At 41.4% G+C, this 25,732-nt stretch carries 22 protein-coding genes; 21 read left to right on the forward strand and 1 reads right to left on the reverse strand.

Features of this window, described 5'->3' with window-relative positions:
- The first annotated feature begins 228 nt into the window (after positions 1-228).
- The 12 genes from KZX55_RS06620 (at position 229) to KZX55_RS06675 (ending at position 13,955) form a co-directional block, all read left to right on the forward strand.
- Positions 229-711, forward strand: coding sequence for a hotdog domain-containing protein (locus KZX55_RS06620; protein ID WP_248025868.1), 483 nt, complete (start codon positions 229-231; stop codon positions 709-711).
- A 158-nt stretch (positions 712-869) separates the two neighbouring features.
- On the forward strand, positions 870-1,850 hold the full coding sequence (locus KZX55_RS06625; RefSeq protein WP_248025870.1) for an acetylxylan esterase: 981 nt from the start codon (positions 870-872) through the stop codon (positions 1,848-1,850).
- A gap of 334 nt (positions 1,851-2,184) precedes the next feature.
- Positions 2,185-5,577: an SIALI-17 repeat-containing surface protein gene (locus KZX55_RS06630; protein WP_248025872.1), complete on the forward strand. Its 3,393-nt coding sequence runs from the start codon at positions 2,185-2,187 to the stop codon at positions 5,575-5,577.
- A 233-nt stretch (positions 5,578-5,810) separates the two neighbouring features.
- Positions 5,811-6,509: an N-acetylmannosamine-6-phosphate 2-epimerase gene (locus tag KZX55_RS06635; RefSeq protein ID WP_001135660.1), complete on the forward strand. Its 699-nt coding sequence runs from the start codon at positions 5,811-5,813 to the stop codon at positions 6,507-6,509.
- A gap of 114 nt (positions 6,510-6,623) precedes the next feature.
- A complete protein-coding gene (locus KZX55_RS06640; protein WP_248025873.1) occupies positions 6,624-7,952 on the forward strand; it encodes an ABC transporter substrate-binding protein in 1,329 nt (442 codons plus the stop codon).
- A 219-nt stretch (positions 7,953-8,171) separates the two neighbouring features.
- Entirely contained in the window at positions 8,172-9,038 is an 867-nt protein-coding gene (locus KZX55_RS06645; protein WP_161801140.1) for a carbohydrate ABC transporter permease, read from the forward strand.
- A 15-nt stretch (positions 9,039-9,053) separates the two neighbouring features.
- Complete coding sequence (locus tag KZX55_RS06650; RefSeq protein WP_001183243.1) at positions 9,054-9,893, forward strand: carbohydrate ABC transporter permease; 840 nt, start codon at positions 9,054-9,056, stop codon at positions 9,891-9,893.
- A gap of 228 nt (positions 9,894-10,121) precedes the next feature.
- Positions 10,122-10,574, forward strand: a complete 453-nt coding sequence (locus KZX55_RS06655; protein WP_125414183.1) for a YhcH/YjgK/YiaL family protein — start codon at positions 10,122-10,124, stop codon at positions 10,572-10,574.
- Positions 10,575-10,594: 20 nt separating this feature from the next.
- Complete coding sequence (locus tag KZX55_RS06660; protein ID WP_248025881.1) at positions 10,595-11,239, forward strand: DUF624 domain-containing protein; 645 nt, start codon at positions 10,595-10,597, stop codon at positions 11,237-11,239.
- Positions 11,240-11,409: 170 nt separating this feature from the next.
- Positions 11,410-12,327 carry a dihydrodipicolinate synthase family protein gene (locus tag KZX55_RS06665; RefSeq protein ID WP_033684862.1) on the forward strand — a complete coding sequence of 306 codons (918 nt, stop codon included), beginning with the start codon at positions 11,410-11,412 and terminating at the stop codon, positions 12,325-12,327.
- 17 nt (positions 12,328-12,344) lie between these two features.
- A complete protein-coding gene (locus KZX55_RS06670; RefSeq protein ID WP_248025884.1) occupies positions 12,345-13,229 on the forward strand; it encodes an ROK family protein in 885 nt (294 codons plus the stop codon).
- A 357-nt stretch (positions 13,230-13,586) separates the two neighbouring features.
- On the forward strand, positions 13,587-13,955 hold the full coding sequence (locus tag KZX55_RS06675) for an EXLDI protein (protein WP_057489331.1): 369 nt from the start codon (positions 13,587-13,589) through the stop codon (positions 13,953-13,955).
- 296 nt (positions 13,956-14,251) lie between these two features.
- Here KZX55_RS06675 and KZX55_RS06680 read toward each other — a convergent pair whose 3' ends face one another.
- Positions 14,252-15,103 (reverse strand): MurR/RpiR family transcriptional regulator, encoded by an 852-nt coding sequence (locus KZX55_RS06680; RefSeq protein WP_049505654.1) that lies wholly within the window; start codon positions 15,101-15,103, stop codon positions 14,252-14,254.
- Positions 15,104-15,358: 255 nt separating this feature from the next.
- On the opposite strand from KZX55_RS06680, the gene pbp2b reads away from it, so the two are divergent.
- From pbp2b to KZX55_RS06725, 9 genes are all read left to right on the forward strand, one after another.
- Complete coding sequence (pbp2b, locus tag KZX55_RS06685; RefSeq protein ID WP_248025891.1) at positions 15,359-17,401, forward strand: penicillin-binding protein PBP2B; 2,043 nt, start codon at positions 15,359-15,361, stop codon at positions 17,399-17,401.
- A 10-nt stretch (positions 17,402-17,411) separates the two neighbouring features.
- Positions 17,412-18,008 carry a recombination mediator RecR gene (recR, locus tag KZX55_RS06690; RefSeq protein ID WP_000966754.1) on the forward strand — a complete coding sequence of 199 codons (597 nt, stop codon included), beginning with the start codon at positions 17,412-17,414 and terminating at the stop codon, positions 18,006-18,008.
- A 172-nt stretch (positions 18,009-18,180) separates the two neighbouring features.
- Positions 18,181-19,224, forward strand: coding sequence for a D-alanine--D-alanine ligase (locus tag KZX55_RS06695; RefSeq protein ID WP_248025894.1), 1,044 nt, complete (start codon positions 18,181-18,183; stop codon positions 19,222-19,224).
- Between the two features lie 83 nt (positions 19,225-19,307).
- Positions 19,308-20,681, forward strand: coding sequence for a UDP-N-acetylmuramoyl-tripeptide--D-alanyl-D-alanine ligase (locus KZX55_RS06700; protein WP_248025896.1), 1,374 nt, complete (start codon positions 19,308-19,310; stop codon positions 20,679-20,681).
- Positions 20,668-21,279 (forward strand): NUDIX hydrolase N-terminal domain-containing protein, encoded by a 612-nt coding sequence (locus KZX55_RS06705; protein WP_000993247.1) that lies wholly within the window; start codon positions 20,668-20,670, stop codon positions 21,277-21,279. The genes KZX55_RS06700 and KZX55_RS06705 overlap by 14 nt, the downstream gene beginning before the upstream one ends.
- 196 nt (positions 21,280-21,475) lie before the next feature.
- A complete protein-coding gene (locus KZX55_RS06710) occupies positions 21,476-22,180 on the forward strand; it encodes a YwaF family protein (RefSeq protein ID WP_007521207.1) in 705 nt (234 codons plus the stop codon).
- 233 nt (positions 22,181-22,413) lie between these two features.
- The gene (gene ftsA / locus KZX55_RS06715; protein WP_000196340.1) at positions 22,414-23,784 is read left to right on the forward strand and encodes a cell division protein FtsA; all 1,371 of its coding nucleotides are present in this window, start codon (positions 22,414-22,416) and stop codon (positions 23,782-23,784) included.
- 16 nt (positions 23,785-23,800) lie between these two features.
- Positions 23,801-25,057, forward strand: coding sequence for a cell division protein FtsZ (ftsZ, locus tag KZX55_RS06720; protein ID WP_000144258.1), 1,257 nt, complete (start codon positions 23,801-23,803; stop codon positions 25,055-25,057).
- A gap of 3 nt (positions 25,058-25,060) precedes the next feature.
- Positions 25,061-25,732: a YggS family pyridoxal phosphate-dependent enzyme gene (locus KZX55_RS06725; protein ID WP_001049621.1), complete on the forward strand. Its 672-nt coding sequence runs from the start codon at positions 25,061-25,063 to the stop codon at positions 25,730-25,732.

Below are 25,732 nucleotides of genomic sequence, written 5' to 3' on the forward strand. Positions count from 1 at the left end.
GACGATTAAAGTAACCTACCAAAAGAAATTGCAAACCGTCAAACTAGAGAAAGGAGCTAGCACCTATTGATACACGAAGAGCGGAAACGCTCTTTTTATTTTTATAAAATAGTCGACTATAAATCAAACTTAGTCGAGTGATAAAAAGATATTAGTCTCCAAGCCTATTTACTCTTTGACTGAAGCTTGATATAATATGCCCCATATGAGTAAAGAGGAGTGAAAAGAATGTTAGAAACAAGAACGATTGCTATCCAAGATAGGTATGGAGAACGATTTCAGCATTGTTGGGGATGTGGTCCCAAGAATGATTTAGGCTTACATTTAAAAACCTATCCAAGTATAGATGGAAAGAGTTGTATTAGTCGGATAAAGCTTGAAAATGCTTATACTGGTGGAGTTCCATCAAATGTCTTTGGAGGAATGATAGCGACTATTTTTGATTGCCATGGCACGGCCTCAGCAGCTTGGTTTGCCCATCATCAAAAAGGGTTGGAACTGACGAAATCAACTGTGATAGGACGTTTTATTACTGCTCACTTGGAGATTGATTACCTTAGTCCTAGTCCAATTGAAGATGAAATTGTGGTCACTTCTACTCTGGAGGAATTAGGGGAAAGAAAAGCAATTATTGCTATGGAGATGACAGTGGCTACTAAAGTCCGTGCCAAAGCCAAAATGGTAGCAGTTGCTGTGAAGAATCATATGTAAAACGGAAGATTAGAAGTTTAAGATTTTAAAACTACTTTCAGACGATCAGTTTCAGGGAGGAGAATTTAAAATCACTTTCTGTTTACCATTCTTTCTTGCATTGCTTTCCTAGATATGCTAGAGTTATGATAGCGATTACAAAACTAAAGGAGCATGCTATGAAAAATCCAGCTTTGTTAGAAGAAATCAAGACCTATCTAGGACGGGATGAGGTTCCAGAAGATTTTGATGCTTTCTGGGATGAAGAGGTCAAAAAAGTTTCATCTCTTCCAGCCTACCAGTTGGAGGAAAGAGATTTCCATATTTCCCAAGTCAAGTGCTATGAGCTAACCTTTGAAGGAAGCAATGAAGGCAAGGTCTACGCACGCGTCGTCCTGCCAAAGAGTGAGGAGAAAGTTCCGTTAATCTTCCACTTTCATGGCTATATGGGACGTGGCTGGGACTGGGCCGACATGCTGGCCTATACTGTGGCTGGTTACGGTGTTGTTTCCATGGACGTTCGTGGTCAGTCGGGCTATTCTCAAGACGGCTTGCGCTCTCCACTAGGAAATACGGTTAAGGGGCATATCATCCGTGGTACTGTGGAAGGTCGTGAACATCTCTTTTATAAGGATGTTTATCTGGATATTTACCAGTTGGTTGAAATTATTGCTAGTCTGCCTCAGGTGGATGAGAAAAGACTTTCTAGCTATGGTGCCTCACAAGGTGGGGCTTTAGCCCTAGTTGCAGCAGCGCTCAATCCTCGGATTCAGAAAACAGTTGCCATCTATCCCTTCTTGTCAGACTTTAGACGAGTGCTTGAGATTGGCAATACCAGTGAAGCCTATGATGAACTTTTCCGATATTTCAAGTTCCACGATCCCTTCCATGAAACTGAGGAGGAAATCATGGCGACCCTTGCCTATATCGATGTGAAAAATCTTGCCCATCGTATCAAAGGTGAGGTCAAGATGATTACGGGCTTGGATGACGATGTCTGCTATCCTATTACCCAGTTTGCGATATACAACCGCCTAACTTGCGACAAGGCCTATCGCATCATGCCAGAGTATGCTCACGAAGCCATGAATGTTTTTGTCAATGACCAAGTCTACAACTGGCTCTGTGGCAGTGAGATTCCTTTTAAGTACGTAAGATAATGAATGAGAGAGCCCAGAAGCTCTCTTTTTTATGTCCAAAGCCTGAAAGTACTTTTAGAAAATTTAAAATATTAAAATATTCTTAAAAGTAAAATCTATTCTGTGGGAACTCAGATATAAATATAAGACTTTATTGTATAATAAAGGAAAAGTCACTTGTGAAAGGAGGAAAAAGGCTGCTGGGTGATTAAAGATACCTCAGCAGAAATGGGAGAGGATTGGGAGCTCTCATTAAGTTGGATACTTTCTTGTAAAACTTGTCTCTTGAAGAGACAATAAAAATTTTTAAAGAAAAAAGAAAACGCTTTATTTTATGAAAAATGAAAGGACAAACATGAATTACAAATCTTTAGATCGGAAACAGCGATACGGAATTCGAAAATTTGCAGTTGGGGCAGCATCGGTAGTGATTGGTACAGTGGTATTTGGAGCAAATCCAGTCTTAGCTCAAGAGCAAGCCAATGCAGCGGGGGCTAATACAGAAACTGTCGAACCTGGTCAAGGTTTATCAGAATTGCCAAAAGAAGTGTCCTCGGGAGATCTTGCTCATTTAGATAAGGATTTGGCTGGTAAATTGGCAGCAGCTCAAGACAACGGCGTTGAGGTGGACCAAGACCATTTGAAAAAAAATGAGAGTGCAGAGTCAGAAACCCCATCCTCTACGGGAACCCCTGCAGAAGAAGCAAATAAGGAAGAGGAATCAGAGGATCAGGGGGCTATTCCTCGTGACTATTACTCAAGAGATTTAAAAAATGCTAATCCTGTCCTTGAAAAAGAAGATGTTGAAACCAATGCAGCAAATGGTCAGAGAGTTGATTTATCAAGTGAACTAGACAAATTAAAGCAACTAAAAAATGCTACAGTTCACATGGAGTTCAAATCAGATGCATCAGCTCCACGCTTTTACAATCTCTTCTCTGTATCCAGTGGCACCAAGGAAAATGAGTACTTTACTATGTCCGTCCTTGATAATACAGCTCTTATTGAAGGGCGTGGCGCTAATGGAGAGCAGTTCTATGATAAGTATACAGATGCTCCATTGAAAGTTCGCCCTGGACAATGGAATTCCGTGACCTTTACTGTCGAACAACCGACAGCAGAGTTACCTCATGGTCGAGTTCGTCTCTATGTGAACGGTGTCTTATCTCGAACAAGTCTCAAATCTGGTAACTTCATTAAAGATATGCCAGATGTTAATCAAGCTCAACTTGGAGCAACCAAACGGGGCAATAAAACAGTTTGGGCATCAAACCTACAAGTACGAAACTTAACCGTTTACGATCGTGCTTTAAGCCCAGATGAAGTTCAAACACGGAGTCAATTATTTGAAAGAGGTGAATTGGAACAGAAACTTCCTGAGGGAGCAAAAATCACTGAGAAAGAAGATGTCTTTGAAGGTGGTAGGAACAATCAACCAAATAAAGATGGTATCAAGAGTTATCGTATCCCAGCTCTTCTCAAGACAGATAAAGGAACACTGATTGCAGGTGCAGATGAACGCCGTCTCCATTCGAGTGACTGGGGTGATATCGGCATGGTCATCAGACGCAGTGAGGATAATGGTAAAACTTGGGGAGATCGAGTAACTATTACCAACCTACGTGACAATCCAAAGGCTTCTGATCCATCAATCGGTTCACCAGTGAATATCGATATGACCCTGACTCAAGATCCTGAAACCAAACGCATCTTTGCCATTTATGACATGTTCCCAGAAGGAAAAGGGATCTTTGGAATGTCTTCGCAAAAAGAAGAAGTCTACAAAGAAATCAATGGTAAAACCTATCAAATCCTCTATCGAGAAGGTGAGCAGGAAGCTTATACTATTCGAGAAAATGGTACAGTTTACACTCCAGATGGTAAGGCAACAGACTACCGCGTTGTTGTAGATCCTGTTAAACCGACCTATAGCGACAAGGGTGATCTATACAAGGGTGACCAGCTACTGGGCAATATCTACTTCACAACAAACAAAACTTCTCCATTTAGAATTGCCAAGGATAGCTACCTATGGATGTCTTACAGCGATGACGACGGGAAGACCTGGTCAGCGCCTCAAGATATTACTCCGATGGTCAAAGCCGATTGGATGAAATTTTTAGGTGTTGGGCCTGGAGTGGGGATTACCCTTCGTACTGGACCGCATAAAGGTCGAATCGTCGTTCCTGTCTATACGACCAACCGGGCTAACCACCTCAATGGTTCTCAATCATCTCGAATCATCTACTCAGACGACCATGGTAAGACTTGGCATATGGGTGGTGGTGTCAATGACAATCGTACACTTTATGATGGTACAGTGGTTGATTCAAGCACCATGAGCAATTATTATGCTCAAAATACGGAAGCTTCTGTTGTTCAGTTAAACAATGGAGATCTTAAACTCTTTATGCGTGGATTGACAGGAGATCTACAGGTTGCGACCAGTCATGATGGTGGTCTAACTTGGGACAATAATGTTGAACGCTACGATGTGCCAGACGTTTATGTTCAAATGGCTGCGACTCATACGGTTCAAAATGGTAAAGAATATATTCTCTTGGCAAATGCGAACGGTCCTGGTCGTAAAAATGGGTATATTCGAGTAGCTCGTGTAGAAGAAGATGGTCAGCTAACTTGGTTGCACCACCATTTGATTCAAGAAGGTGAATATGCTTATAACTCACTTCAACAAATCGGGCCAGATGAGTTTGGACTTTTATACGAACACTATGCTCCTGGAGGTGTTCCATACACACTTTCCTTCAAGAAATTCAACTGGGATTTCTTGACTAAGGAAAGAATTTCTCCTAAAGAAGCAAAAGTGAAATATGCTATCCAAAAATGGCCAGGTATTATTGCCATGGAGTTCGATTCGGAAGTATTGGTCAACAAGGCTCCGACCCTTCAATTGGCAAATGGCAAGACAGCAACCTTTATGACCCAGTACGATACAAAAACTCTCCTATTCACAATAGATCCAGAGGATATGGGTCAAAGGATTACAGGTCTTGCAGAGGGTGCAATTGAAAGCATGCACAATTTACCAGTTTCTTTAGCTGGCTCTAAACTAAGCGATGGTATTAATGGCAGTGAAGCTGCTATCCGTGAGGTTCCAGAGTTCACAGGTGGTGTAAATGCAGAAGAAGCGGCTGTGGCAGAGGTACCAGAGTACACTGGACCATTGGCAACAGCAGGTGAAGAACCAGCTCCAACAGTAGAAAAACCGGAATTCACAGGTGGTGTAAATGCAGAAGGAGCGGCTGTGGCAGAGGTACCAGAGTACACCGGTCCATTGGCAACGGTAGGTGAAGAACCGGCTCCAACGGTAGCAAAAACAGAATTCACAGGTGGTGTCAATGCAGTTGAGGCAGCAGTCCATGAGATTCCTGAGTTTAAAGGAGGAGTGAATGCAGTTCAAGCAGCCTCAAACGAGGTTCCAGAATATAGCGGAGGTGCTAACTTTGTCTTGGCAGCTTCAAATGACCTGCCAGAGTATAAGGGTGGAGTCAATGGCGCTGAGGCAGCAGTCCATGAAGTGCCAGAGTACAAGGGAGACACCAATATAGTATTGGCAGCTGCAGACAACAAACTGTCTCTAGGCCAAGATGTGACCTATCAAGCGCCAGCAGCTAAACAAGATGAACTTCCAAATACGGGAAGCAAGGAAACCAGCTCACTAATTTCCCTTGGCCTTGCGGGCGTCCTCTTATCACTTTTTGCATTTGGAAAGAAGAGAAAAGAATAATAAGCAAGAGCTTTTTGAGTAAGTTTCAGAAGAGATAGCAGGCTTTCAAGCCTGCTATCTTTTTTGATGACATTCAGGTTGATTCGAAATCATAAGAGGCCTGAAACTACTTTCAGGAACGGCTGTTCTATAAAATACTTTTGAAACTGAAATCTATTCTATCACAAGCTATTGAAAGCGCTTAACAAATAATATATAATAAGCCCATAAGAACAAGAAAGGGAGGAAAGAGGATGCCACAGATCAGCAAAGAAGCCTTGATTGAACAAATCAAAGATGGAATCATTGTCTCTTGCCAGGCACTTCCTCACGAACCGCTTTATACAGAAGCGGGAGGAGTCATTCCCTTGCTAGTCAAAGCGGCTGAGCAAGGTGGAGCAGTCGGTATCCGAGCAAACAGTGTTCGCGATATCAAGGAGATCAAGGAGGTTACGAAACTCCCGATTATCGGGATTATCAAACGTGACTATCCGCCACAGGAGCCTTTCATTACAGCTACGATGAGAGAAGTGGATGAACTGGCTGAACTCGACATTGAGGTCATTGCTCTGGATTGTACCAAACGTGAACGTTACGACGGTTTGGAAATCCAAGACTTTATCCGACAAGTCAAAGAAAAATATCCGCATCAACTCTTAATGGCTGATACCAGCACGTTTGAAGAAGGAATAGCAGCAGTTGAGGCAGGTGTTGATTTTGTTGGAACAACCCTATCAGGTTATACCTCTTATAGTCCTAAGGTAGATGGCCCAGACTTTGAACTGATCAAAAAACTGTGTGAAGCAGGTGTGGATGTCATCGCTGAAGGGAAAATTCATACACCAGAACAAGCCAAGCAAATCCTTGAATATGGAGTGCGAGGTATCGTTGTTGGTGGAGCGATTACTAGACCAAAAGAGATTACGGAACGCTTTGTTGCCGGTCTTAAATAACACAATCTCAAAAAAGAGGAGAGTGGTCGATGCGTCGGATAAAATGAAAACGTATACAAATATAAACTTGCTCATTATCCAATATGGATACGCTTATCAATTAGGAGAATACAAATGAAATTTAGAAAACTAGCTTGTACAGTACTTGCGGGTGCTGCGATTCTTGGCCTTGCAGCTTGTGGTAACTCTGGTGGAAGTAAAGATGCTGGAAATTCTGGTAGCGATAGCGGAAAAACAGAAATCACTTGGTGGGCATTCCCAGTCTTCACACAAGAAAAAACGGGTGACGGTGTTGGAACCTATGAAAAATCAATCATCGAAGCTTTTGAAAAAGCAAATCCAGATGTAAAAGTGAAATTGGAAACCATCGACTTCAAGTCAGGTCCTGAAAAAATCACAACAGCCATCGAAGCAGGAACAGCGCCAGACGTACTCTTTGACGCACCAGGACGTATCATCCAATACGGTAAAAATGGTAAATTGGCTGAGTTGAACGACCTCTTCACAGACGAATTCGTCAAAGATGTCAATAATGAAAACATCGTACAAGCAAGTAAGGCTGGTGACAAAGCTTACATGTATCCAATCAGTTCTGCTCCATTCTATATGGCTATGAACAAGAAAATGTTGGAAGATGCAGGAGTTGCAAACCTTGTAAAAGAAGGTTGGACAACTGATGACTTTGAAAAAGTTTTGAAAGCGCTTAAAGAAAAGGGATACACTCCAGGTTCATTGTTCAGTTCTGGTCAAGGGGGAGACCAAGGAACACGTGCCTTCATCGCAAACCTTTATGGCGGTTCTGTAACAGATAAAGATGTAACAAAATATACAACAGACGATCCTAAATTCGTCAAAGGTCTTGAAAAAGCTGCTAGCTGGATCAAGGACGGTTTGTTGAACAATGGTTCACAATTTGACGGTGGAGCAGATATCCAAAACTTTGCGAACGGTCAAACTTCATATACAATCCTTTGGGCACCAGCTCAAAACGGTATCCAAGCGAAACTCTTGGAAGCAAGTAAGGTAGACGTGGTAGAAGTACCATTCCCATCAGACTCTGGTAAACCATCTCTTGAATACCTTGTAAACGGATTTGCAGTGTTTAACAACAAAGACGATAAGAAAATCGCTGCTGCTAAGAAATTCGTTCAATTCATCGCAGATGACAAAGAATGGGGTCCTAAAGACGTTGTTCGTACAGGTGCCTTCCCAGTTCGTACATCATTTGGCAAACTTTATGATGACAAACGTATGGAAACAATCAGCAGCTGGACTAAATACTACTCACCATACTACAACACTATCGATGGATTTGCTGAAATGAGAACACTTTGGTTCCCAATGTTGCAATCTGTATCAAATGGTGACGAAAAACCAGCGGATGCTTTGAAAGCCTTCACTGAAAAAGCTAACGAAACAATCAAAAAAGCTACAAAACAATAAGCACTAAGTCAGATTGATTCCCCCCTTTTCCCTGTGCACTATGGTGTAAGAAAAGGGGGACTTTTGTTTGAAATGGTAGGAACTGTCACGAAATTAAAATGAAGTTCTTACATAAGCGAATCTTAAAAAATTTCATTTTGGTTTTAAAACAGTTCAAGAAAATCAAAAACTATTCTATTTGAAAGAGAGGTGCCGACTGTGAAAGTCAATAAAATTCGTATGCGGGAAACAGTGATTTCCTACGCTTTCCTAGCACCAGTGTTATTCTTCTTTGTCATCTTTGTCTTGGCTCCTATGATTATGGGATTCATTACAAGTTTCTTTAACTACTCCATGACTAAATTTGAGTTTGTGGGCTTGGACAACTACATTCGCATGTTTAAAGATCCTGTCTTTGTGAAGTCTTTGATCAATACCGTTATCCTGGTTATTGGATCTGTTCCGATTGTGGTTCTCTTCTCGCTCTTTGTAGCATCTCAAACCTATCATCAAAATGCCATTGCCCGTTCTTTCTATCGTTTCGTCTTCTTCCTTCCTGTAGTTACAGGTAGTGTTGCCGTAACGGTTGTATGGAAATGGATCTATGACCCACTATCAGGGATTCTAAACTTTGTCCTTAAGTCAAGCCATATCATCAGCCAAAATATTTCTTGGCTGGGTGACAAAAACTGGGCTTTGCTAGCGATTATGATCATCCTTTTGACAACATCTGTTGGTCAACCGATTATTCTTTATATCGCCGCCATGGGGAATATTGACAACTCACTTGTTGAAGCAGCGCGTGTAGACGGTGCGACTGAGTTTCAAGTCTTCTGGAAGATCAAATGGCCTAGCCTTCTTCCAACAACTCTTTACATCGCGATTATTACGACTATCAACTCATTCCAATGTTTCGCCTTGATTCAGTTGTTGACTTCTGGTGGTCCAAACTATTCAACAAGTACACTCATGTACTATCTTTACGAAAAAGCCTTCCAATTGACAGAATACGGCTATGCCAATACCATCGGTGTCTTCTTGGCAGTGATGATTGCCATTGTCAGCTTTGCTCAATTCAAGATCCTCGGAAACGACGTAGAATACTAAAGAAAGGAGACAGTTATGCAACCTACACAAAAGAAACCTTTAACAGCTTTCACTGTTATTTCAACGATTATCTTGCTCTTGTTGACCGTACTGTTCATCTTTCCATTCTACTGGATCTTGACAGGAGCCTTCAAATCACAGCCTGATACCATTATGATTCCGCCACAGTGGTTCCCTAAAATGCCAACCATGGAAAACTTCCAACAACTCATGGTGCAAAACCCTGCTATGCAGTGGATGTGGAACTCTGTATTTATTTCACTGGTAACCATGTTCCTAGTCTGCGCAACCTCTTCTCTAGCAGGTTATGTCTTGGCTAAAAAACGTTTCTATGGTCAGCGCATTCTCTTTGCAGTCTTTATCGCTGCCATGGCTCTTCCAAAACAAGTTGTCCTTGTACCATTGGTACGTATCGTCAACTTCATGGGAATTCACGATACTCTTTGGGCAGTTATCTTGCCTTTGATTGGATGGCCATTTGGGGTCTTCCTTATGAAACAATTTAGTGAAAATATCCCGACAGAGTTGCTTGAATCAGCTAAAATCGACGGTTGTGGTGAGATTCGTACCTTCTGGAGCGTAGCCTTCCCTATCGTGAAACCAGGATTTGCAGCCCTTGCAATCTTTACCTTCATCAATACTTGGAACGACTACTTTATGCAGTTGGTTATGTTGACTTCACGTCAAAACTTGACCATCTCACTCGGGGTTGCGACCATGCAGGCCGAAATGGCAACCAACTATGGTTTGATCATGGCGGGTGCAGCTCTTGCAGCCGTGCCAATCGTAACCGTCTTCCTTGTCTTCCAAAAATCCTTCACTCAAGGGATTACTATGGGAGCTGTTAAAGGATAATACTCTGCGAAAATCGAATTCAAACTACGTCAGCATCACCTTGCCATACTTAAGTATTGCCTGCGGTTAGCTTCCTAGTTTGTTCTTCGATTTTCATTGAGTATAAGAGAATATAGAGTTATAAGTGTCTACAAAATGGAGAGTATGCAGTTACTTCGTGAAGTTTTGTCAGACACTTATCAACTTAATTTATGATTTTAGTTAACTATCAGAAACGAAGGAAACAGTATGATTTTTGACGATTTGAAAAACATCGCCTTTTACAAGGGAATCCATCCAAATCTAGACAAGGCTATCGACTATCTCTATCAGCACCGTAAGGATTCTTTCGAACTCGGTAAGTATGAGATTGACGGGGACAAGGTCTTTCTAGTTGTTCAGGAAAATGTCCTCAACCAAGCTGAAAATGATCAATTTGAGCATCATAAAAACTATGCAGACTTGCATTTGCTGGTAGAAGGACACGAATTTTCAAGCTACGGTTCACGTATCAAAGACGAAGCAGTAGCATTCGACGAAGCGAGCGACATTGGCTTTGTCCATTGTCATGAAAAATACCCACTCTTGTTGGGCTATCACAATTTTGCGATTTTCTTCCCCGGAGAACCACACCAGCCAAATGGCTACGCGGGTATGGAAGAAAAGGTTCGCAAATATCTCTTTAAAATTTTGATTGATTAAAAGAATCAGGAGGAGCAAACATGGCACAAAAAGGAGTAAGCCTTATCAAGGCAGCATTTGATACAGATAATTTTCTCATGCGTTTCAGTGAGAAAGTCTTGGATATTGTGACAGTCAATCTTCTTTTTGTCGTCTCTTGTTTGCCCATCGTGACGATTGGAGTGGCGAAAATCAGCCTTTACGAGACCATGTTTGAGATTAAGAGAAGCAGAAGAGTTCCAGTTTTCAGAACCTATCTAAGAGTCTTCAAGCAAAATCTGAAACTGGGGCTTCAGTTAGGTCTGTTAGAGTTGGGCATTGTGTCATTAAGCCTTCTAGACCTCTATCTCTTCTGGGGACAGACTGCTTTGCCTTTCCAGATTGTGAAAGCTATTTGTTTGGGGATTCTCATCTTCCTCACTCTCGTGATGCTGGCTAGTTATCCCATCGCTGCCAGCTATGATCTGTCTTGGAAAGAAGTGCTGCAAAAGGGGCTTATCTTGGCAAGTTTTAACTTTCCTTGGTTCTTCCTCATGTTAGCCATTCTCTTTCTCATAGTGATGGTTCTTTATCTATCCGCCTTCACTCTCCTTTTGGGTGGGTCAGCCTTTATCCTCTTTGGTTTTGGTTTGCTAGTCTTTCTCCAAGCAGGATTGATGGAGAAAATCTTCGCCAAATACCAGTAGGATGGCTTGTTTCTGAAACTACTTTCAATCGTTACAGTTTCTAAAATACAAGTAGAAACTAAAATCTAAGTGTATACAAGATATTGAAAGCGATTTTCACAAGGTGTATACTAAACTTGTAAAAAATAGAACTGCTTTCAGCAGAATAAAGAAATCTTAGGAGAAAATCTATGTCAGATTTGAAAAAATACGAAGGTGTCATTCCAGCCTTCTACGCATGTTATGATGATCAAGGAGAAGTAAGTCCAGAGCGTACGCGTGCCTTGGTTCAATACTTCATTGATAAGGGAGTTCAAGGTCTCTATGTCAACGGTTCTTCTGGTGAATGTATCTACCAAAGCGTAGAGGACCGCAAGTTGATTTTGGAAGAAGTCATGGCAGTTGCCAAAGGAAAATTGACCATCATCGCCCATGTTGCATGCAACAATACCAAAGACAGTATGGAACTTGCTCGCCACGCAGAAAGTTTGGGAGTAGATGCCATTGCAACGATTCCACCGATTTACTTCCGCTTGCCAGAATACTCAGTTGCCAAATACTGGAATGACATTAGTGCTGCAGCACCAAACACAGACTACGTGATTTATAACATTCCTCAATTGGCAGGTGTTGCTTTGACTCCAAGTCTCTACACTGAAATGTTGAAGAATCCTCGTGTTATCGGTGTTAAGAACTCTTCTATGCCAGTTCAAGATATCCAAACTTTTGTCAGCCTTGGTGGAGAAGACCACATCGTATTCAATGGCCCAGATGAACAATTCCTAGGTGGCCGTCTCATGGGTGCTAAGGCTGGTATCGGTGGTACTTATGGCGCTATGCCAGAACTCTTCTTGAAACTCAATCAGTTGATTGCGGACAAGGACTTGGAAACAGCGCGTGAATTGCAATATGCTATCAACGCAATCATTGGCAAACTCACTTCTGCACATGGAAATATGTACGGTGTGATTAAGGAAGTCTTGAAGATCAATGAAGGCTTGAACATTGGTTCTGTCCGTTCACCATTGACACCAGTAACTGAAGAAGATCGCCCAGTTGTAGAAGCAGCTGCAGCCTTGATTCGTGAAACCAAGGAGCGCTTCCTCTAATCCATAAGGAGGTATTTATGACACACTACGTTGCAATTGATATCGGTGGAACTAATATCAAATATGGTTTAATCGACCAAGAAGGCCAACTTGTTGAATCGCATGAAATGCCAACTGAGGCGCATAAGGGTGGACCTCATATCTTACAAAAGACAAAAGATATCGTAGCCAGCTATTTAGAAAAAGGCCCAGTAGCAGGTGTTGCCATTTCTTCTGCAGGAATGGTGGATCCTGATAAGGGTGAGATTTTCTATGCTGGTCCTCAGATTCCCAACTATGCAGGAACCCAGTTCAAGAAGGAAATCGAGACGAGTTTTACTATTCCTTGTGAGATTGAAAATGATGTCAACTGTGCAGGTCTGGCTGAGGCAGTATCTGGTTCAGGTAAGGGAGCGAGTGTCACTCTTTGCTTGACCATTGGAACCGGTATCGGTGGTTGCTTGATTATGGATGGGAAAGTCTTCCATGGATTTAGCAATTCGGCCTGCGAAGTTGGTTACATGCACATGCAGGATGGAGCTTTTCAGGATCTTGCTTCTACGACAGCCTTGGTTGAGTATGTAGCAACAGGTCATGGAGATCCAGTTGATCAGTGGAATGGGCGACGCATCTTCAAGGAAGCTACTGAAGGAAACAAGATTTGTATGACTGGTATTGACCGCATGGTAGACTACCTTGGGAAAGGTCTGGCAAATATTTGCTACGTTGCCAATCCAGAAGTGGTCATTCTCGGTGGCGGTATCATGGGGCAAGAGGCTATCCTCAAGCCGAAGATCCGCACAGCCTTGAAGGCGGCCTTGGTGCCAAGCCTAGCTGAAAAAACACGATTGGAATTTGCCCATCACCAAAATACAGCAGGTATGTTGGGAGCCTATTATCATTTCAAAACAAAACAATCCTAGTTTGGAACTATAGAATTAAGAAGAACTTTTAATCACTAGTTGAGTGAAAAATGTTTTGCTTAATTCTTTTTTTGATGATAGAAAAACTGTCAAGTATATGAAAAGTAGTGGAAAGACAAAGAGAATTACAAAAAAAGAACGATAGGAGCAGAATTTCTACCATCGAAAAATATATGAGAGGAGATAGCCTTAGAAGACGGTGCAAGCACTCTACTTTGTTTCTAAATACTAAAACTTAAATCAAGAAGAAAAAAGTGATATAATAGGATGGATAAGAAATTGACAAATTAGAATTTGTTTTCCTTGGGTTCCTTGATTTTCACTTTTGTCCAATTTTTGAATATATGGAGGTAATTTATGGAATATAAAGAAATAAAATTAAACGTTTCAAATAATAAAATCAGAGAATATAAGCAATTTGAAGGCTTGAAATTATATTCTGATTTTTTCAAATCTGAAGACGGAAGAAAATTAACTAATAAAAGAGTATATGTTACAAGAAAACAAAATTATGTTTATTATGAAAGAACGGATGTAAATTGGAATTATTGGTCAAATAAAGATAGTTATAATTCAGATTTTATTCCAGATAATGTTGAACATGATATTATTTTTGAGATTTCTTCAGAACTAAGCACCTTTAGTAAACATTTAGGAAAAGAACTGATTGAAAAAATAGAATTAAAATATAAAAATGGAGAGATTTTAGAAATATTAGACATTTAATCCACTGGTTTAATTAGAGTCATTATTAAAATATAAGATCTTTATACTCATATATTCAAATCTCGGTTTGTAGAAGCGAAACAATTAAATAAAACCATTGAAGAGGAAGTAAAAGTAGCAAATAGCCGATACTTCCTTTTTTGTTGTCAAAAATCCAAAAAACGGAAAGGAGAATTTAAGGAAGAACTGAAAAGCCCAGATAAAAAAGGCATTAGAACAAAGAGAAAGATTGGAAAGACTACCTATGAGCCTATTATCATTTCAAAACAAAACAATCCTAGTTTGGTTGAACCAAACTAGGATTTTCTAACGCGTTTTTGTCTACGATAGCCATTGAGTTTTTTGTTTTCCCAATAGCTGTTAAAGATTTTTTCTTTGCTCTCGCGATTGATTTCCAAAAAGTAGGCATAAATCAAATCTATTAAAATGAGCATAGGGAGTTGAGCGGAAATACGCTGGATGTAAGAAGATTGACTGTGGCTTGCCACAAGGACTGTTTCAGTGTAAGCCTGACTATTTTTGTTTGGAGCGCTGGTAAAGAGAATGGTCTTGGCACCCATTTCCTTGGCATCCAACAAACTATCGAGGACGGATTGGGTAGTGCCTGATAGGGAAAAACCAAGTACCAGACAATTTTCATCCATGATACTAGTCGTCCAAGCAAAGCCATCCTGATCGGTCAAAGCTTCACAGACAACACCTAGACGCATAAAGCGCAGTTTCATCTCACGGGCAATCAGACCAGAACTTCCCGTCCCAAAAAAGTAAACTCGTTCTGCGTCATCGATTAATTGGGCAACTCGTTCCAGTTGTTCTTCGTCAATCAAATCCTGTGTTTGTTCTCGCATGATACTGTAGCTTCGTAAAACACGTTTGGTCAAAGGACTGTGTTTGTGCGAATGAGTATCCGGTTTACTAGCCTGATGCTGGTATTGAAAGACGAACTCTCGGTAGCCTGTAAAACCACACTTTTTGGCAAAGCGGGTCAAGGCTGCTTGGGAGATATGTAATTTCTGGGTAACTTGCTGAGAAGAGAGATCATCTTGGATCGTTTCAGCTTGTAAAAAATAGCGAGCGATTTCTTGCTCGAGCTCGGTTAATTCTTCAAAATGGAGGTCGATTATGGTTGCGATATCTGGCTTGTTCATGAGGCTCCTTTTTATGAGTCAAAGTCTTAAAGGTTAACGCTTTCCTAACTATTACTATCATTATATCATAGAAAATAGGATAACCAAATAAAAAGGCATTTTCAATTAAAAGTCAAAAAATGCTTCGACTTTTCCAAGAGTTTCTCCGTAAAATATGGTACAATGAAATGTACTGAGATTCACCTATTTACTCTATTATTTTAGGGAAAATAAAGGTGGAAATCGGGAATTTTTCTAGAAAAGAGTCTTAGTTGTATGAGAAAATTTAATAGCCATTCGATTCCGATTCGGCTTAATTTATTATTTGCGATTGTCATCCTGCTCTTTATGGCCATTATTGGTCGTTTGTTATACATGCAGGTGCTCAATAAAGATTTTTATGAAACAAAATTGGCTTCAGCCAGCCAAACAAGGGTAACAACCAGTTCAGCTCGTGGACAGATCTATGATGCGGCAGGGAAACCCTTGGTAGAAAATACTGTCAAGCAGGTTGTTTCTTTCACACGAAACAATAAAATGACTGCAACTGAATTGAAGGAGACAGCCAAGAAACTTCTCACATATGTGAATGTAACCTCCCCTGATCTGACAGATCGACAGATTGCAGACTACTACTTGGCGGACCAGGATATTTACAAAAAAACAGTCGAATCCTTGCCAAGTGATAAACGCCTGGATTCAGATGGGAACCGCTTATCGGAAGCGACACTTTACAATAATGCGGTTGAAAGCATTGACGTGAGTCAGCTTAATTATACAGATGACCAGAAAAAGGAAATCTATCTCTTTAGTCAGCTCAATGCTGTTGAAAATTTTGCAACGGGAACCATTTCTACGGATGCCTTAGATGATACCCAAGTTGCTCTCGTTGCATCAGCGTCCAAGGAATTACCAGGTATCAGCATTTCAACCTCATGGGATCGTAAAGTACTGGATACATCTTTATCGACAATCGTCGGTAGCGTTTCAAATGAAAAGTCAGGACTTCCAGCTGAGGAAGTTGATGCTTATCTCAAAAAAGGGTATTCTCTCAATGACCGAGTGGGAACTTCCTATCTTGAAAAGCAATATGAAGATGTTCTTCAAGGCAAACGCTCCGTCAAAGAAATCCATCTCGACAAACACGGAAATATGGAAAGTGTGGAAAATGTCGAAGAAGGAAGCAAAGGAAACAATATCAAGTTAACGATTGATCTAGCTTTCCAGGATGGTGTGGATGACCTACTCAAGAGTTACTTCAACTCAGAGTTGGGCAATGGTGGAGCCAAATACTCTGAAGGAGTCTACGCTGTAGCTCTTAATCCTAAAACCGGAGCAGTTTTGGCGATGTCAGGTGTCAAGCATGATGTCGAATCCGGTAAATTAAGTTCAGATTCGCTTGGAACGATAACCAACGTCTTTGTGCCAGGATCTGTTGTTAAGGCAGCGACCATCAGCTCTGGTTGGGAAAATGGAGTCTTGTCAGGCAATCAAACCTTGACAGACCAACCGATTGTTTTCCAAGGTTCGGCCCCCATCAATTCATGGTACACCTTGTCCTATGGCTCTTTCCCTATCACAGCAGTTGAGGCTCTAGAATACTCTTCTAATGCCTATATGGTTCAAACCGCGCTAGGAATCATGGGACAGACCTACACACCAAACATGGTGGCCGCAACGGGACAGTTAGAGACTGCAATGGGCAAATTGCGATCAACCTTTGGGGAATACGGACTCGGAGCTTCAACAGGGATTGACCTCCCAGATGAGTCAACTGGTTTTATACCAAAAGAGTATAATTTTGCTAATTACATTACCAATGCCTTTGGTCAGTTTGATAACTACACCCCAATGCAATTGGCCCAGTACGTTGGAACTATTGCCAACAACGGTGTTCGGATTGCCCCCCACATCGTTGAAGGAGTTTATGGAAACAATGACCAAGGTGGCTTAGGTAGTCTGGTTCAAGAAACAGCCACTAAGGAACTAAACAAGATCAATATTTCAGAATCAGATATGGCTATCTTGCAGCAAGGTTTCTATCAAGTTTCGCATGGAACGAGCGCTCTGACAACTGGTCGTGCCTTTTCAAATGGCGCAGCCGTTTCCATCAGTGGGAAGACAGGTACTGCCGAAAGTTATGTCAATGGCGGTCAAAAGGCCAATAATACCAACGCAGTTGCTTATGCACCAACCGATAATCCTCAAATAGCGGTCGCAGTCGTCTTCCCTCACAACACCAACCTAACAAATGGTGTTGGACCTTCAATTGCGCGTGATATCATCAATCTTTATAATCAACACCATCCAATGAATTAGAAAGGAACTTATGCTGTATCCAACACCTATTGCCAAGTTAATTGATAGCTATTCCAAGCTTCCAGGTATCGGGATCAAAACGGCTACTCGTCTCGCCTTCTATACCATTGGAATGTCTGATGACGATGTCAATGAATTTGCCAAAAACCTTCTATCTGCCAAGCGGGAATTGACCTATTGTTCCATCTGTGGTCGCTTGACGGATGATGATCCCTGCTCTATCTGCACAGATCCGACTCGAGACCAGACAACCATCTTGGTGCTAGAGGATAGTCGCGATGTGGCTGCTATGGAAAATATCCAAGAATACCACGGACTCTATCACGTCTTGCATGGACTCATTTCTCCCATGAATGGCATCAGCCCAGACGATATCAATCTCAAGAGCCTCATGACCCGTCTCATGGATAGTGAGGTTTCAGAGGTGATCGTGGCAACCAATGCGACAGCAGATGGAGAAGCGACATCTATGTATCTCTCTCGTTTGCTCAAGCCAGCTGGTATCAAAGTCACTCGCCTAGCACGAGGTCTAGCCGTGGGAGCAGATATCGAGTATGCGGATGAGGTCACACTCTTACGAGCCATTGAAAATCGGACAGAGTTGTAAGTTTGGACAAATTTACGAATTCAATTCATTTAGTAAAAACCAAGGAGACCGACTTTTTTTATCGGTCTCTCTTTATGTTTTTTTGAAGATCAATATTAGCTTCAAGTTTTAAAAAAGAAGCAAATATGATATACTAAAGAACGGATATTCTATTAGAATTAGGACAAGTAATATGAAACAAACGATTATTCTTTTATACGGCGGACGCAGTGCAGAACGTGAAGTGTCTGTATTGTCAGCTGAAAGTGTCATGCGTGCGGTCAACTACGACCGTTTCACAGTCAAGACTTTCTTTATCAGCCAGTCAGGTGACTTTATCAAAACGCAAGAATTTAGCCAGACTCCAGGTCAAGAGGATCGTCTCATGACCAATACGACTATTGACTTGGACAAGAAAATAGCGCCAAGTGCCATCTACGAAGAAGGTGCAGTAGTCCTTCCAGTCCTTCATGGCCCGATGGGAGAAGATGGTTCTGTTCAAGGATTCCTTGAAGTTTTGAAAATGCCTTATGTCGGCTGTAATATCTTGTCATCCAGCCTTGCCATGGACAAAATTACCACCAAGCGAGTTTTAGAATCTGTCGGAATTGCTCAAGTTCCTTATGTGGCCATCGTCGAAGGTGATGATGTGACTTCTAAAATCGCTGAAGTGGAAGAAAAATTAACTTATCCAGTCTTCACGAAACCGTCAAATATGGGTTCAAGTGTTGGTATTTCTAAGTCTGAAAACCAAGAGGAACTCCGTCAAGCCTTGGAACTCGCCTTCCAATATGACAGCCGTGTCTTGGTTGAGCAAGGAGTGAATGCCCGTGAAATCGAGGTTGGTCTCTTGGGGAACTACGATGTCAAGAGCACTTTGCCAGGTGAAGTGGTCAAGGATGTTGCCTTTTATGACTATGATGCCAAATATATCGATAACAAGATTACCATGGACATCCCAGCTAAAATCAGTGATGATGTGGTAGCTATCATGCGTCGAAATGCAGAAACTGCCTTCCGTGCGATCGGTGGTCTCGGTCTGTCTCGTTGTGATTTCTTCTATACAGATAAGGGCGAGGTTTTCCTAAACGAGCTCAATACCATGCCAGGTTTTACCCAGTGGTCTATGTACCCACTACTTTGGGACAATATGGGCATCAGCTACCCAGAACTAATCGAGCGTTTGGTTGGCCTTGCCAAGGAGAGCTTTAACAAGCACGAAGCGCATTTGCTATAAAAATGAAAGAGAGGGTAGAAGCCAGAATCGTCACTGTAGGTGATTAGAGTTCTCGGACTTCAACCCTTTTTAAAGGAGTAGAAATGAAATTAACGATCCACGAAGTGGCCCAAGCTGTTAGAGCTAAAAATGATGTTAGTCTTTTTGCGGATTCTCAGTTAGAAAAAGCTGAGTTTGACAGTCGTTTAATCACTGCTGGAGATTTATTTGTTCCACTTAAAGGAGCGCGTGACGGTCATGACTTTATCGAAACAGCTTTTGAAAATGGTGCAGTAGTAACCTTGTCTGAGAAAGAGGTTGCAAATCATCCCTACATTCTAGTAGACGACGTTTTGACTGCCTTTCAAACCCTCGCAGCCTACTATCTTGAAAAAACGGCTGTTGATGTCTTAGCCGTTACGGGTTCAAATGGCAAGACAACGACCAAGGATATGTTGGCACATTTACTATCAACAACCTACAAAACCTACAAAACCCAAGGCAACTACAATAATGAGATTGGCCTTCCCTACACGGTTCTCCATATGCCTGAGGGAACAGAAAAGTTGGTCTTGGAGATGGGACAGGATCACTTGGGGGATATCCATCTCTTGTCTGAATTGGCCCATCCAAAAACAGCCATCGTGACCTTGGTTGGAGAAGCTCATTTGGCTTTTTTCAAAGACCGTTCGGAAATTGCTAAAGGGAAAATGCAAATTGCTGATGGTATGGTACCAGGTTCTTTGCTCTTGGTACCAGCTGACCCTATTGTAGAGGACTACTTGCCTACTGATAAAAAGGTGGTTCGTTTTGGTCAAGGAGCAGAGCTGGAAATTACAGACTTGGTTGAGCGCAAGGATAGTCTGACATTTAAAGCTAATTTCTTGGGACAAACCCTCGATTTGCCAGTGACAGGTAAGTACAATGCCACCAATGCTATGATTGCTGCTTATGTAGCTCTACAAGAAGGAGTATCAGAGGAGCAAATTCGTCAGGCCTTCCAGAACCTAGAATTGACGCGTAACCGCACCGAGTGGAAGAAAGCAGCCAATGGAGCAGATATTCTGTCTGACGTATACAATGCCAATCCAACCGCGATGAAGCTGATTTTAGAGACTTTTTCGGCTATTCCAGCCAATGAAGGTGGCAAGAAAATTGCTGTTCTAGCAGACATGAAGGAACTCGGCGACCAGTCTGTCCAACTCCATAATCAGATGATTTTGAGCCTCTCGCCAGATGTGCTGGATACCGTTATTTTCTACGGAGAAGACATTGCCGAATTGGCACAACTAGCTAGTCAAATGTTCCCAATCGGTCATGTATTCTACTTTAAGAAAACTGCGAGCGAAGATCAATTTGAAGACCTAGTCAAGCAGGTTAAGGAAAGCCTCGGTGCCAATGACCAAATTTTGCTCAAAGGCTCGAACTCCATGAATCTAGCCAAGTTGGTAGAAAGTTTAGAAAATGAATGCAAATGATTTTGCCAAGTATCTTCAAAGAATGTTAGCTATTACGGATACTGGATTAACCTTTACAAAAGATCCTTTTGACCGTGAGCGCTACGAGGACTTGCGAAGCCTGTTATCTGAAATGTTGAATCAGGTATCAGACCTCGATACAGAAGAAGTGGCAGAAGTCTTGAAACCAACTTCCGCTTATGCAACTCCTCTGATGGACGTCCGTGCTTGGATTGTTGAGGATGAAAAAGTATGTTTAGTTAGAGGAAAAGGAGAGGATAGTTGGGCTTTGCCAGGTGGATTTGGTGAAGTCGGCTACTCTCCAACCGAAAATATTCTCAAAGAAATTGAAGAAGAAACCGGCTTTACAGCAAAAGCTGAAAGGTTACTTGCAGTTTTTGACACCAATCGTTTCCAACTACAGAGCAAACAATATGCAAAGTTTGTCTTTGAATGCCAACTTCTTGATGGACAATTTCAAGAGAATCAAGAAATTGCTGAGCTTCAATTTTTTGCCATTGACCAATTGCCAGTCTTATCTGAAAAACGCATCACCAAGGAGCAAATGGAGATTCTTTGGCAAGTTTATAAAGGACAAAGAGACCAATATGTCGATTAGTTTGTGCTAGAGAAGTCGACAAATCAAAAAAGGGTGTCTGTAAAGTGCATTTCTGCAATACAAATGATATAATAGGTTGCGAATTTAAGACGCAAGTGTTCTATGAATAGCATAGAATCAAGTTTTTTCAAAAAATTTAAAAGCTGGAGAAAGTGAATTTTTTACTGCCTCTAGCTAGATGAACGAGGAATAGAATATGAATTTGTGGGATAAATTATTTACCACGCAGATATCAGAACCGCCCCAGTTTGAACTCCACTGGTATATTGGTTTGTTATGTTTACTGGCCTTTACTTTCTACGCTTCTTATCGTTTTCGCGACAAAGTGGCTTACCAACGATTTATTCAGATTCTTCAATCTGTTCAACTGATTGTTCTGTATGGCTGGTATTGGGGAAACCATCTGCCCCTGTCAGAAAGTTTACCCTTCTATCATTGCCGTGTTGCCATGTTTGTCTTGCTCCTGATCCCGGGAACCTCTAAGTACAAGCAATACTTTGCCCTTCTAGGAGTCTTTGGAGCAACAGCAGCTCTGGCGTATCCACTATTTGATCCTTATCCGTTTCCACACGTGACCATCCTGTCCTTCATTATCGGACATGTGGCACTTTTGGGAAATGCCCTCTTATACTTGTTTAAAAACTATGAAGCTTCCCTGCTCAGCTTCAAGAATGTAGCGGTGATTACCTTCACTCTAAACGCTTTGATATGGGTTGTTAATTTAGTTGTCAGTGGGGATTATGGTTTCTTAACGAGACCGCCACTTGTTGGAAATCACGGACAACTTTTGAATTACCTTATTGTTTCGAGCGTTATCGTGATAGCAATTTGCGTAACAGCAAAATTGCTAGAGATTTTTTTACAGCAAAAATCGGAAGAATTTATTCAAGAGAAGGTCTAAAAAGACCTTCTTTTTTTGATGGGTTATAAATATTATCGAATTGTTGACAAGAACATCAAAAACTTTTTCCAGAAGAAAAATTTTCTAATATTTTCTCAAAAAACATGCAGGAAATTTACGAAAAACTAAGCATGATTAGTTTTTTTGTGTTATAATATTCTTTGAATAGCTATGCCCAAACATAGTTATTAAATAGAAGTGAGAAACTTGGAAGATAGAGAGGATGCGATGTAATGACTAGAGATGGTTTTTTTACAGGCTTAGATATCGGAACTAGCTCCATTAAGGTGTTAGTTGCTGAGCATAGAGATGGCGAAGTAAATGTAATTGGTGTTAGTAATGCCAAAAGTAAAGGTGTAAAAGACGGAATTATTGTTGATATTGAGGCAGCTGCTTCAGCAATCAAATCCGCAATCACACAGGCAGAAGAGAAAGCGGGCATTTCTATCAAGTCTGTCAACGTTGGTCTTCCAGCAAATCTTCTGCAGGTCGAACCAACACAAGGAATGATTCCTGTAACATCAGATACAAAAGAAATCACAGATCAGGATGTTGAAGATGTTGTTAAATCAGCTTTGACAAAGAGCATGACTCCTGATCGTGAAGTGATTACCTTTATTCCAGAAGAATTCATCGTGGATGGTTTCCAAGGAATCCGTGATCCTCGTGGTATGATGGGTGTCCGTTTGGAAATGCGTGGTCTGCTTTACACAGGTCCTCGTACGATTCTACACAATCTTCGCAAGACGGTCGAACGTGTAGGTATCCAGGTTGATAATGTGATTATTTCACCTTTGGCGATTGTGAATTCAGTTCTCAACGAAGGAGAACGTGAATTTGGTGCGACTGTCATTGACATGGGTGGAGGTCAGACTACTGTAGCGACTATCCGCAACCAAGAATTGCAATTCACTAACATCTACCAAGAAGGTGGAGATTACGTTACAAAAGACATTTCTAAAGTCTTGAAAACATCTCAAAAGATTGCAGAAAGTTTGAAACTGAACTATGGTGAAGCTTACGTTCCACTTGCAAGTAATGAAACTTTCCAAGTTGAAGTAATTGGCGAAGTAGAACCTGTTGAAGTGACAGAAAGCTACTTGGCAGAAATTATTTCAGCACGTATCAAACATATCTTTGACCAAATCAAACAAGAGTTGGAAAGAAGACACTTGTTGGATTTGCCAGGAGGTATCGTCCTTATCGGTGGAAATGCAATTTTGCCGGGCGTTGTTGAATTAGCCCAAGAAGTATTTGGTGTTCGAGTAAAACTCTATGTACCAAATCAAGTTGGAATTCGCAACCCTGCATTTGCTCACGTAATTAGTTTATCTGAGTTTGCTGGTAAATTGACTGAAGTCAATCTTCTTGCTCAAAAAGCAGTTAAAGGAGATGAATTCCTTCGTCAAAAACCAATTAACTTTGGCATTCCAAATCAACGTTTGAATCCTGTGGCGCAACCAAGCCCAACACAGACAACTCCAGTTGAAACTGTACAGGAAGCTCCAGTTGCTCCCAAGGAAGAATTCCAAGCAAGTTCTCAAAGTAAACCGAAGCTAACAGAACGTTTCCGTGGTTTAATCGGAAGCATGTTTGATGAATAAAAGAGGATAAGAAATTATGACATTTTCATTTGATACAGCAGCAGCTCAAGGCGCAGTTATTAAGGTAATTGGTGTCGGTGGTGGTGGTGGTAACGCCATCAACCGCATGGTTGACGAAGGTGTTGCTGGTGTAGAATTTATCGCAGCCAACACTGATGTACAAGCACTTAGCAGTACGAAAGCAGAAACCGTTATCCAACTTGGTCCAAAATTGACTCGTGGTTTGGGTGCTGGAGGTCGTCCAGAAGTTGGACGTAAAGCTGCAGAGGAAAGCGAAGAAGCTTTGACGGAAGCAATCAGCGGTGCAGACATGGTCTTCATCACTGCTGGTATGGGTGGTGGATCTGGTACAGGTGCTGCCCCTGTTATTGCACGTATCGCTAAAGATCTTGGTGCTCTTACAGTTGGTGTTGTGACACGTCCTTTCGGATTTGAAGGAAGCAAACGCGGTCAGTACGCTGTAGAAGGAATCAATGAACTTCGCGAGCATGTTGATACTTTGTTGATTATCTCTAACAACAACTTGCTTGAAATTGTTGACAAGAAAACACCCCTTCTTGAAGCTCTTAGTGAAGCAGATAACGTTCTTCGTCAAGGTGTTCAAGGGATCACTGACTTGATCACGAACCCAGGATTGATTAACCTTGACTTTGCTGACGTGAAGACTGTAATGGCAAACAAAGGGAATGCCCTTATGGGTATCGGTATTGGTAGTGGTGAAGAGCGCGTTGTTGAAGCGGCTCGCAAAGCGATTTACTCTCCACTTCTTGAAACAACTATTGATGGTGCAGAGGATGTGATTGTCAACGTTACTGGTGGTCTTGATTTAACTTTGATTGAAGCAGAAGAAGCTTCAGAAATCGTCAACCAAGCAGCTGGTAAAGGTGTAAACATCTGGCTTGGAACATCTATCGACGAAAGCATGAAGGATGAAATCCGTGTGACTGTTGTAGCGACAGGTGTTCGTCAAGAACGACTAGAAAAAGTAGTCGGGTCTGCTACCAACCAACCAGTTGGTCGACCATCAACTAAAACTCCACAAGCACACACATTTGACCGTCAATTCGACTTGGAAGAGACAGCAGAACTGCCTAAATCAAGTCCGCGTCGCTTTGAAACCAACCAAGCATCTGCTTTTGGAGATTGGGACTTGCGCCGTGAGTCAATTGTTCGCCAAACAGATCCCGTTGTTTCACCAGTTGAACGCTTTGAAACACCAGTTTCACAAGATGAGGATGAATTGGATACACCTCCATTCTTCAAAAATCGTTAATCAATGAATTTGAAAAAAAATACTGAATTAGTTTTTCAGCAAATTGCTGATGCTAGTCAAAAAGCCAACCGTAATCTAGATGCTGTTTCAGTAATCGCAGTGACAAAATATGTAGATGTACAAACAGCGGAAGCTTTGCTTCCGCTTGGCATCCATCATATCGGTGAAAATCGGGTTGATAAATTTTTAGAAAAATATCAGGCCTTGAAAGATTACCCAGTCACTTGGCATTTAATAGGAACACTACAGAGACGGAAAGTAAAAGAAGTAATCCCATATGTGGATTACTTTCATGCTTTAGACTCTCTAAAATTAGCCCAGGAAATTCAAAAGAGAACAGATCATGTTATCAAGTGTTTCTTGCAGGTTAATATTTCTGGGGAAGAAAGCAAGCATGGGTTTTCAAAAGAAGAATTGCTAGAACTTTTGCCAGAATTGGCTAAGTTAGATCAGATTGAGTATGTTGGTTTAATGACCATGGCTCCTTTTGAGGCAGACAGTGATGAATTGAAAGAAATTTTCAAGGATACGCAGGCTCTGCAAGCAGAAATTAGAGAAAAACAAATCCCTAATATGCCGATGACAGAGCTAAGTATGGGAATGAGTCGTGATTTTAAAGAAGCGATTCAGTTCGGCTCAACCTTTGTTCGAATCGGTACAGCATTTTTTAAATAG

This window comes from Streptococcus halitosis (genome assembly GCF_023147855.1).
In the GTDB taxonomy this organism is placed as follows: domain Bacteria; phylum Bacillota; class Bacilli; order Lactobacillales; family Streptococcaceae; genus Streptococcus; species Streptococcus halitosis_B.

Bases quoted from the DNA above. Each gene is read 5' to 3' on its own strand.
- KZX55_RS06620 (WP_248025868.1), top strand. From the start codon at position 229: ATGTTAGAAACAAGAACGATTGCTATCCAAGATAGGTATGGAGAACGA.
- KZX55_RS06625 (WP_248025870.1), top strand. From the start codon at position 870: ATGAAAAATCCAGCTTTGTTAGAAGAAATCAAGACCTATCTAGGACGG.
- KZX55_RS06630 (WP_248025872.1), top strand. From the start codon at position 2,185: ATGAATTACAAATCTTTAGATCGGAAACAGCGATACGGAATTCGAAAA.
- KZX55_RS06635 (WP_001135660.1), top strand. From the start codon at position 5,811: ATGCCACAGATCAGCAAAGAAGCCTTGATTGAACAAATCAAAGATGGA.
- KZX55_RS06640 (WP_248025873.1), top strand. From the start codon at position 6,624: ATGAAATTTAGAAAACTAGCTTGTACAGTACTTGCGGGTGCTGCGATT.
- KZX55_RS06645 (WP_161801140.1), top strand. From the start codon at position 8,172: ATGCGGGAAACAGTGATTTCCTACGCTTTCCTAGCACCAGTGTTATTC.
- KZX55_RS06650 (WP_001183243.1), top strand. From the start codon at position 9,054: ATGCAACCTACACAAAAGAAACCTTTAACAGCTTTCACTGTTATTTCA.
- KZX55_RS06655 (WP_125414183.1), top strand. From the start codon at position 10,122: ATGATTTTTGACGATTTGAAAAACATCGCCTTTTACAAGGGAATCCAT.
- KZX55_RS06660 (WP_248025881.1), top strand. From the start codon at position 10,595: ATGGCACAAAAAGGAGTAAGCCTTATCAAGGCAGCATTTGATACAGAT.
- KZX55_RS06665 (WP_033684862.1), top strand. From the start codon at position 11,410: ATGTCAGATTTGAAAAAATACGAAGGTGTCATTCCAGCCTTCTACGCA.
- KZX55_RS06670 (WP_248025884.1), top strand. From the start codon at position 12,345: ATGACACACTACGTTGCAATTGATATCGGTGGAACTAATATCAAATAT.
- KZX55_RS06675 (WP_057489331.1), top strand. From the start codon at position 13,587: ATGGAATATAAAGAAATAAAATTAAACGTTTCAAATAATAAAATCAGA.
- KZX55_RS06680 (WP_049505654.1), bottom strand. From the start codon at position 15,103: ATGAACAAGCCAGATATCGCAACCATAATCGACCTCCATTTTGAAGAA.
- pbp2b (WP_248025891.1), top strand. From the start codon at position 15,359: ATGAGAAAATTTAATAGCCATTCGATTCCGATTCGGCTTAATTTATTA.
- recR (WP_000966754.1), top strand. From the start codon at position 17,412: ATGCTGTATCCAACACCTATTGCCAAGTTAATTGATAGCTATTCCAAG.
- KZX55_RS06695 (WP_248025894.1), top strand. From the start codon at position 18,181: ATGAAACAAACGATTATTCTTTTATACGGCGGACGCAGTGCAGAACGT.
- KZX55_RS06700 (WP_248025896.1), top strand. From the start codon at position 19,308: ATGAAATTAACGATCCACGAAGTGGCCCAAGCTGTTAGAGCTAAAAAT.
- KZX55_RS06705 (WP_000993247.1), top strand. From the start codon at position 20,668: ATGAATGCAAATGATTTTGCCAAGTATCTTCAAAGAATGTTAGCTATT.
- KZX55_RS06710 (WP_007521207.1), top strand. From the start codon at position 21,476: ATGAATTTGTGGGATAAATTATTTACCACGCAGATATCAGAACCGCCC.
- ftsA (WP_000196340.1), top strand. From the start codon at position 22,414: ATGACTAGAGATGGTTTTTTTACAGGCTTAGATATCGGAACTAGCTCC.
- ftsZ (WP_000144258.1), top strand. From the start codon at position 23,801: ATGACATTTTCATTTGATACAGCAGCAGCTCAAGGCGCAGTTATTAAG.
- KZX55_RS06725 (WP_001049621.1), top strand. From the start codon at position 25,061: ATGAATTTGAAAAAAAATACTGAATTAGTTTTTCAGCAAATTGCTGAT.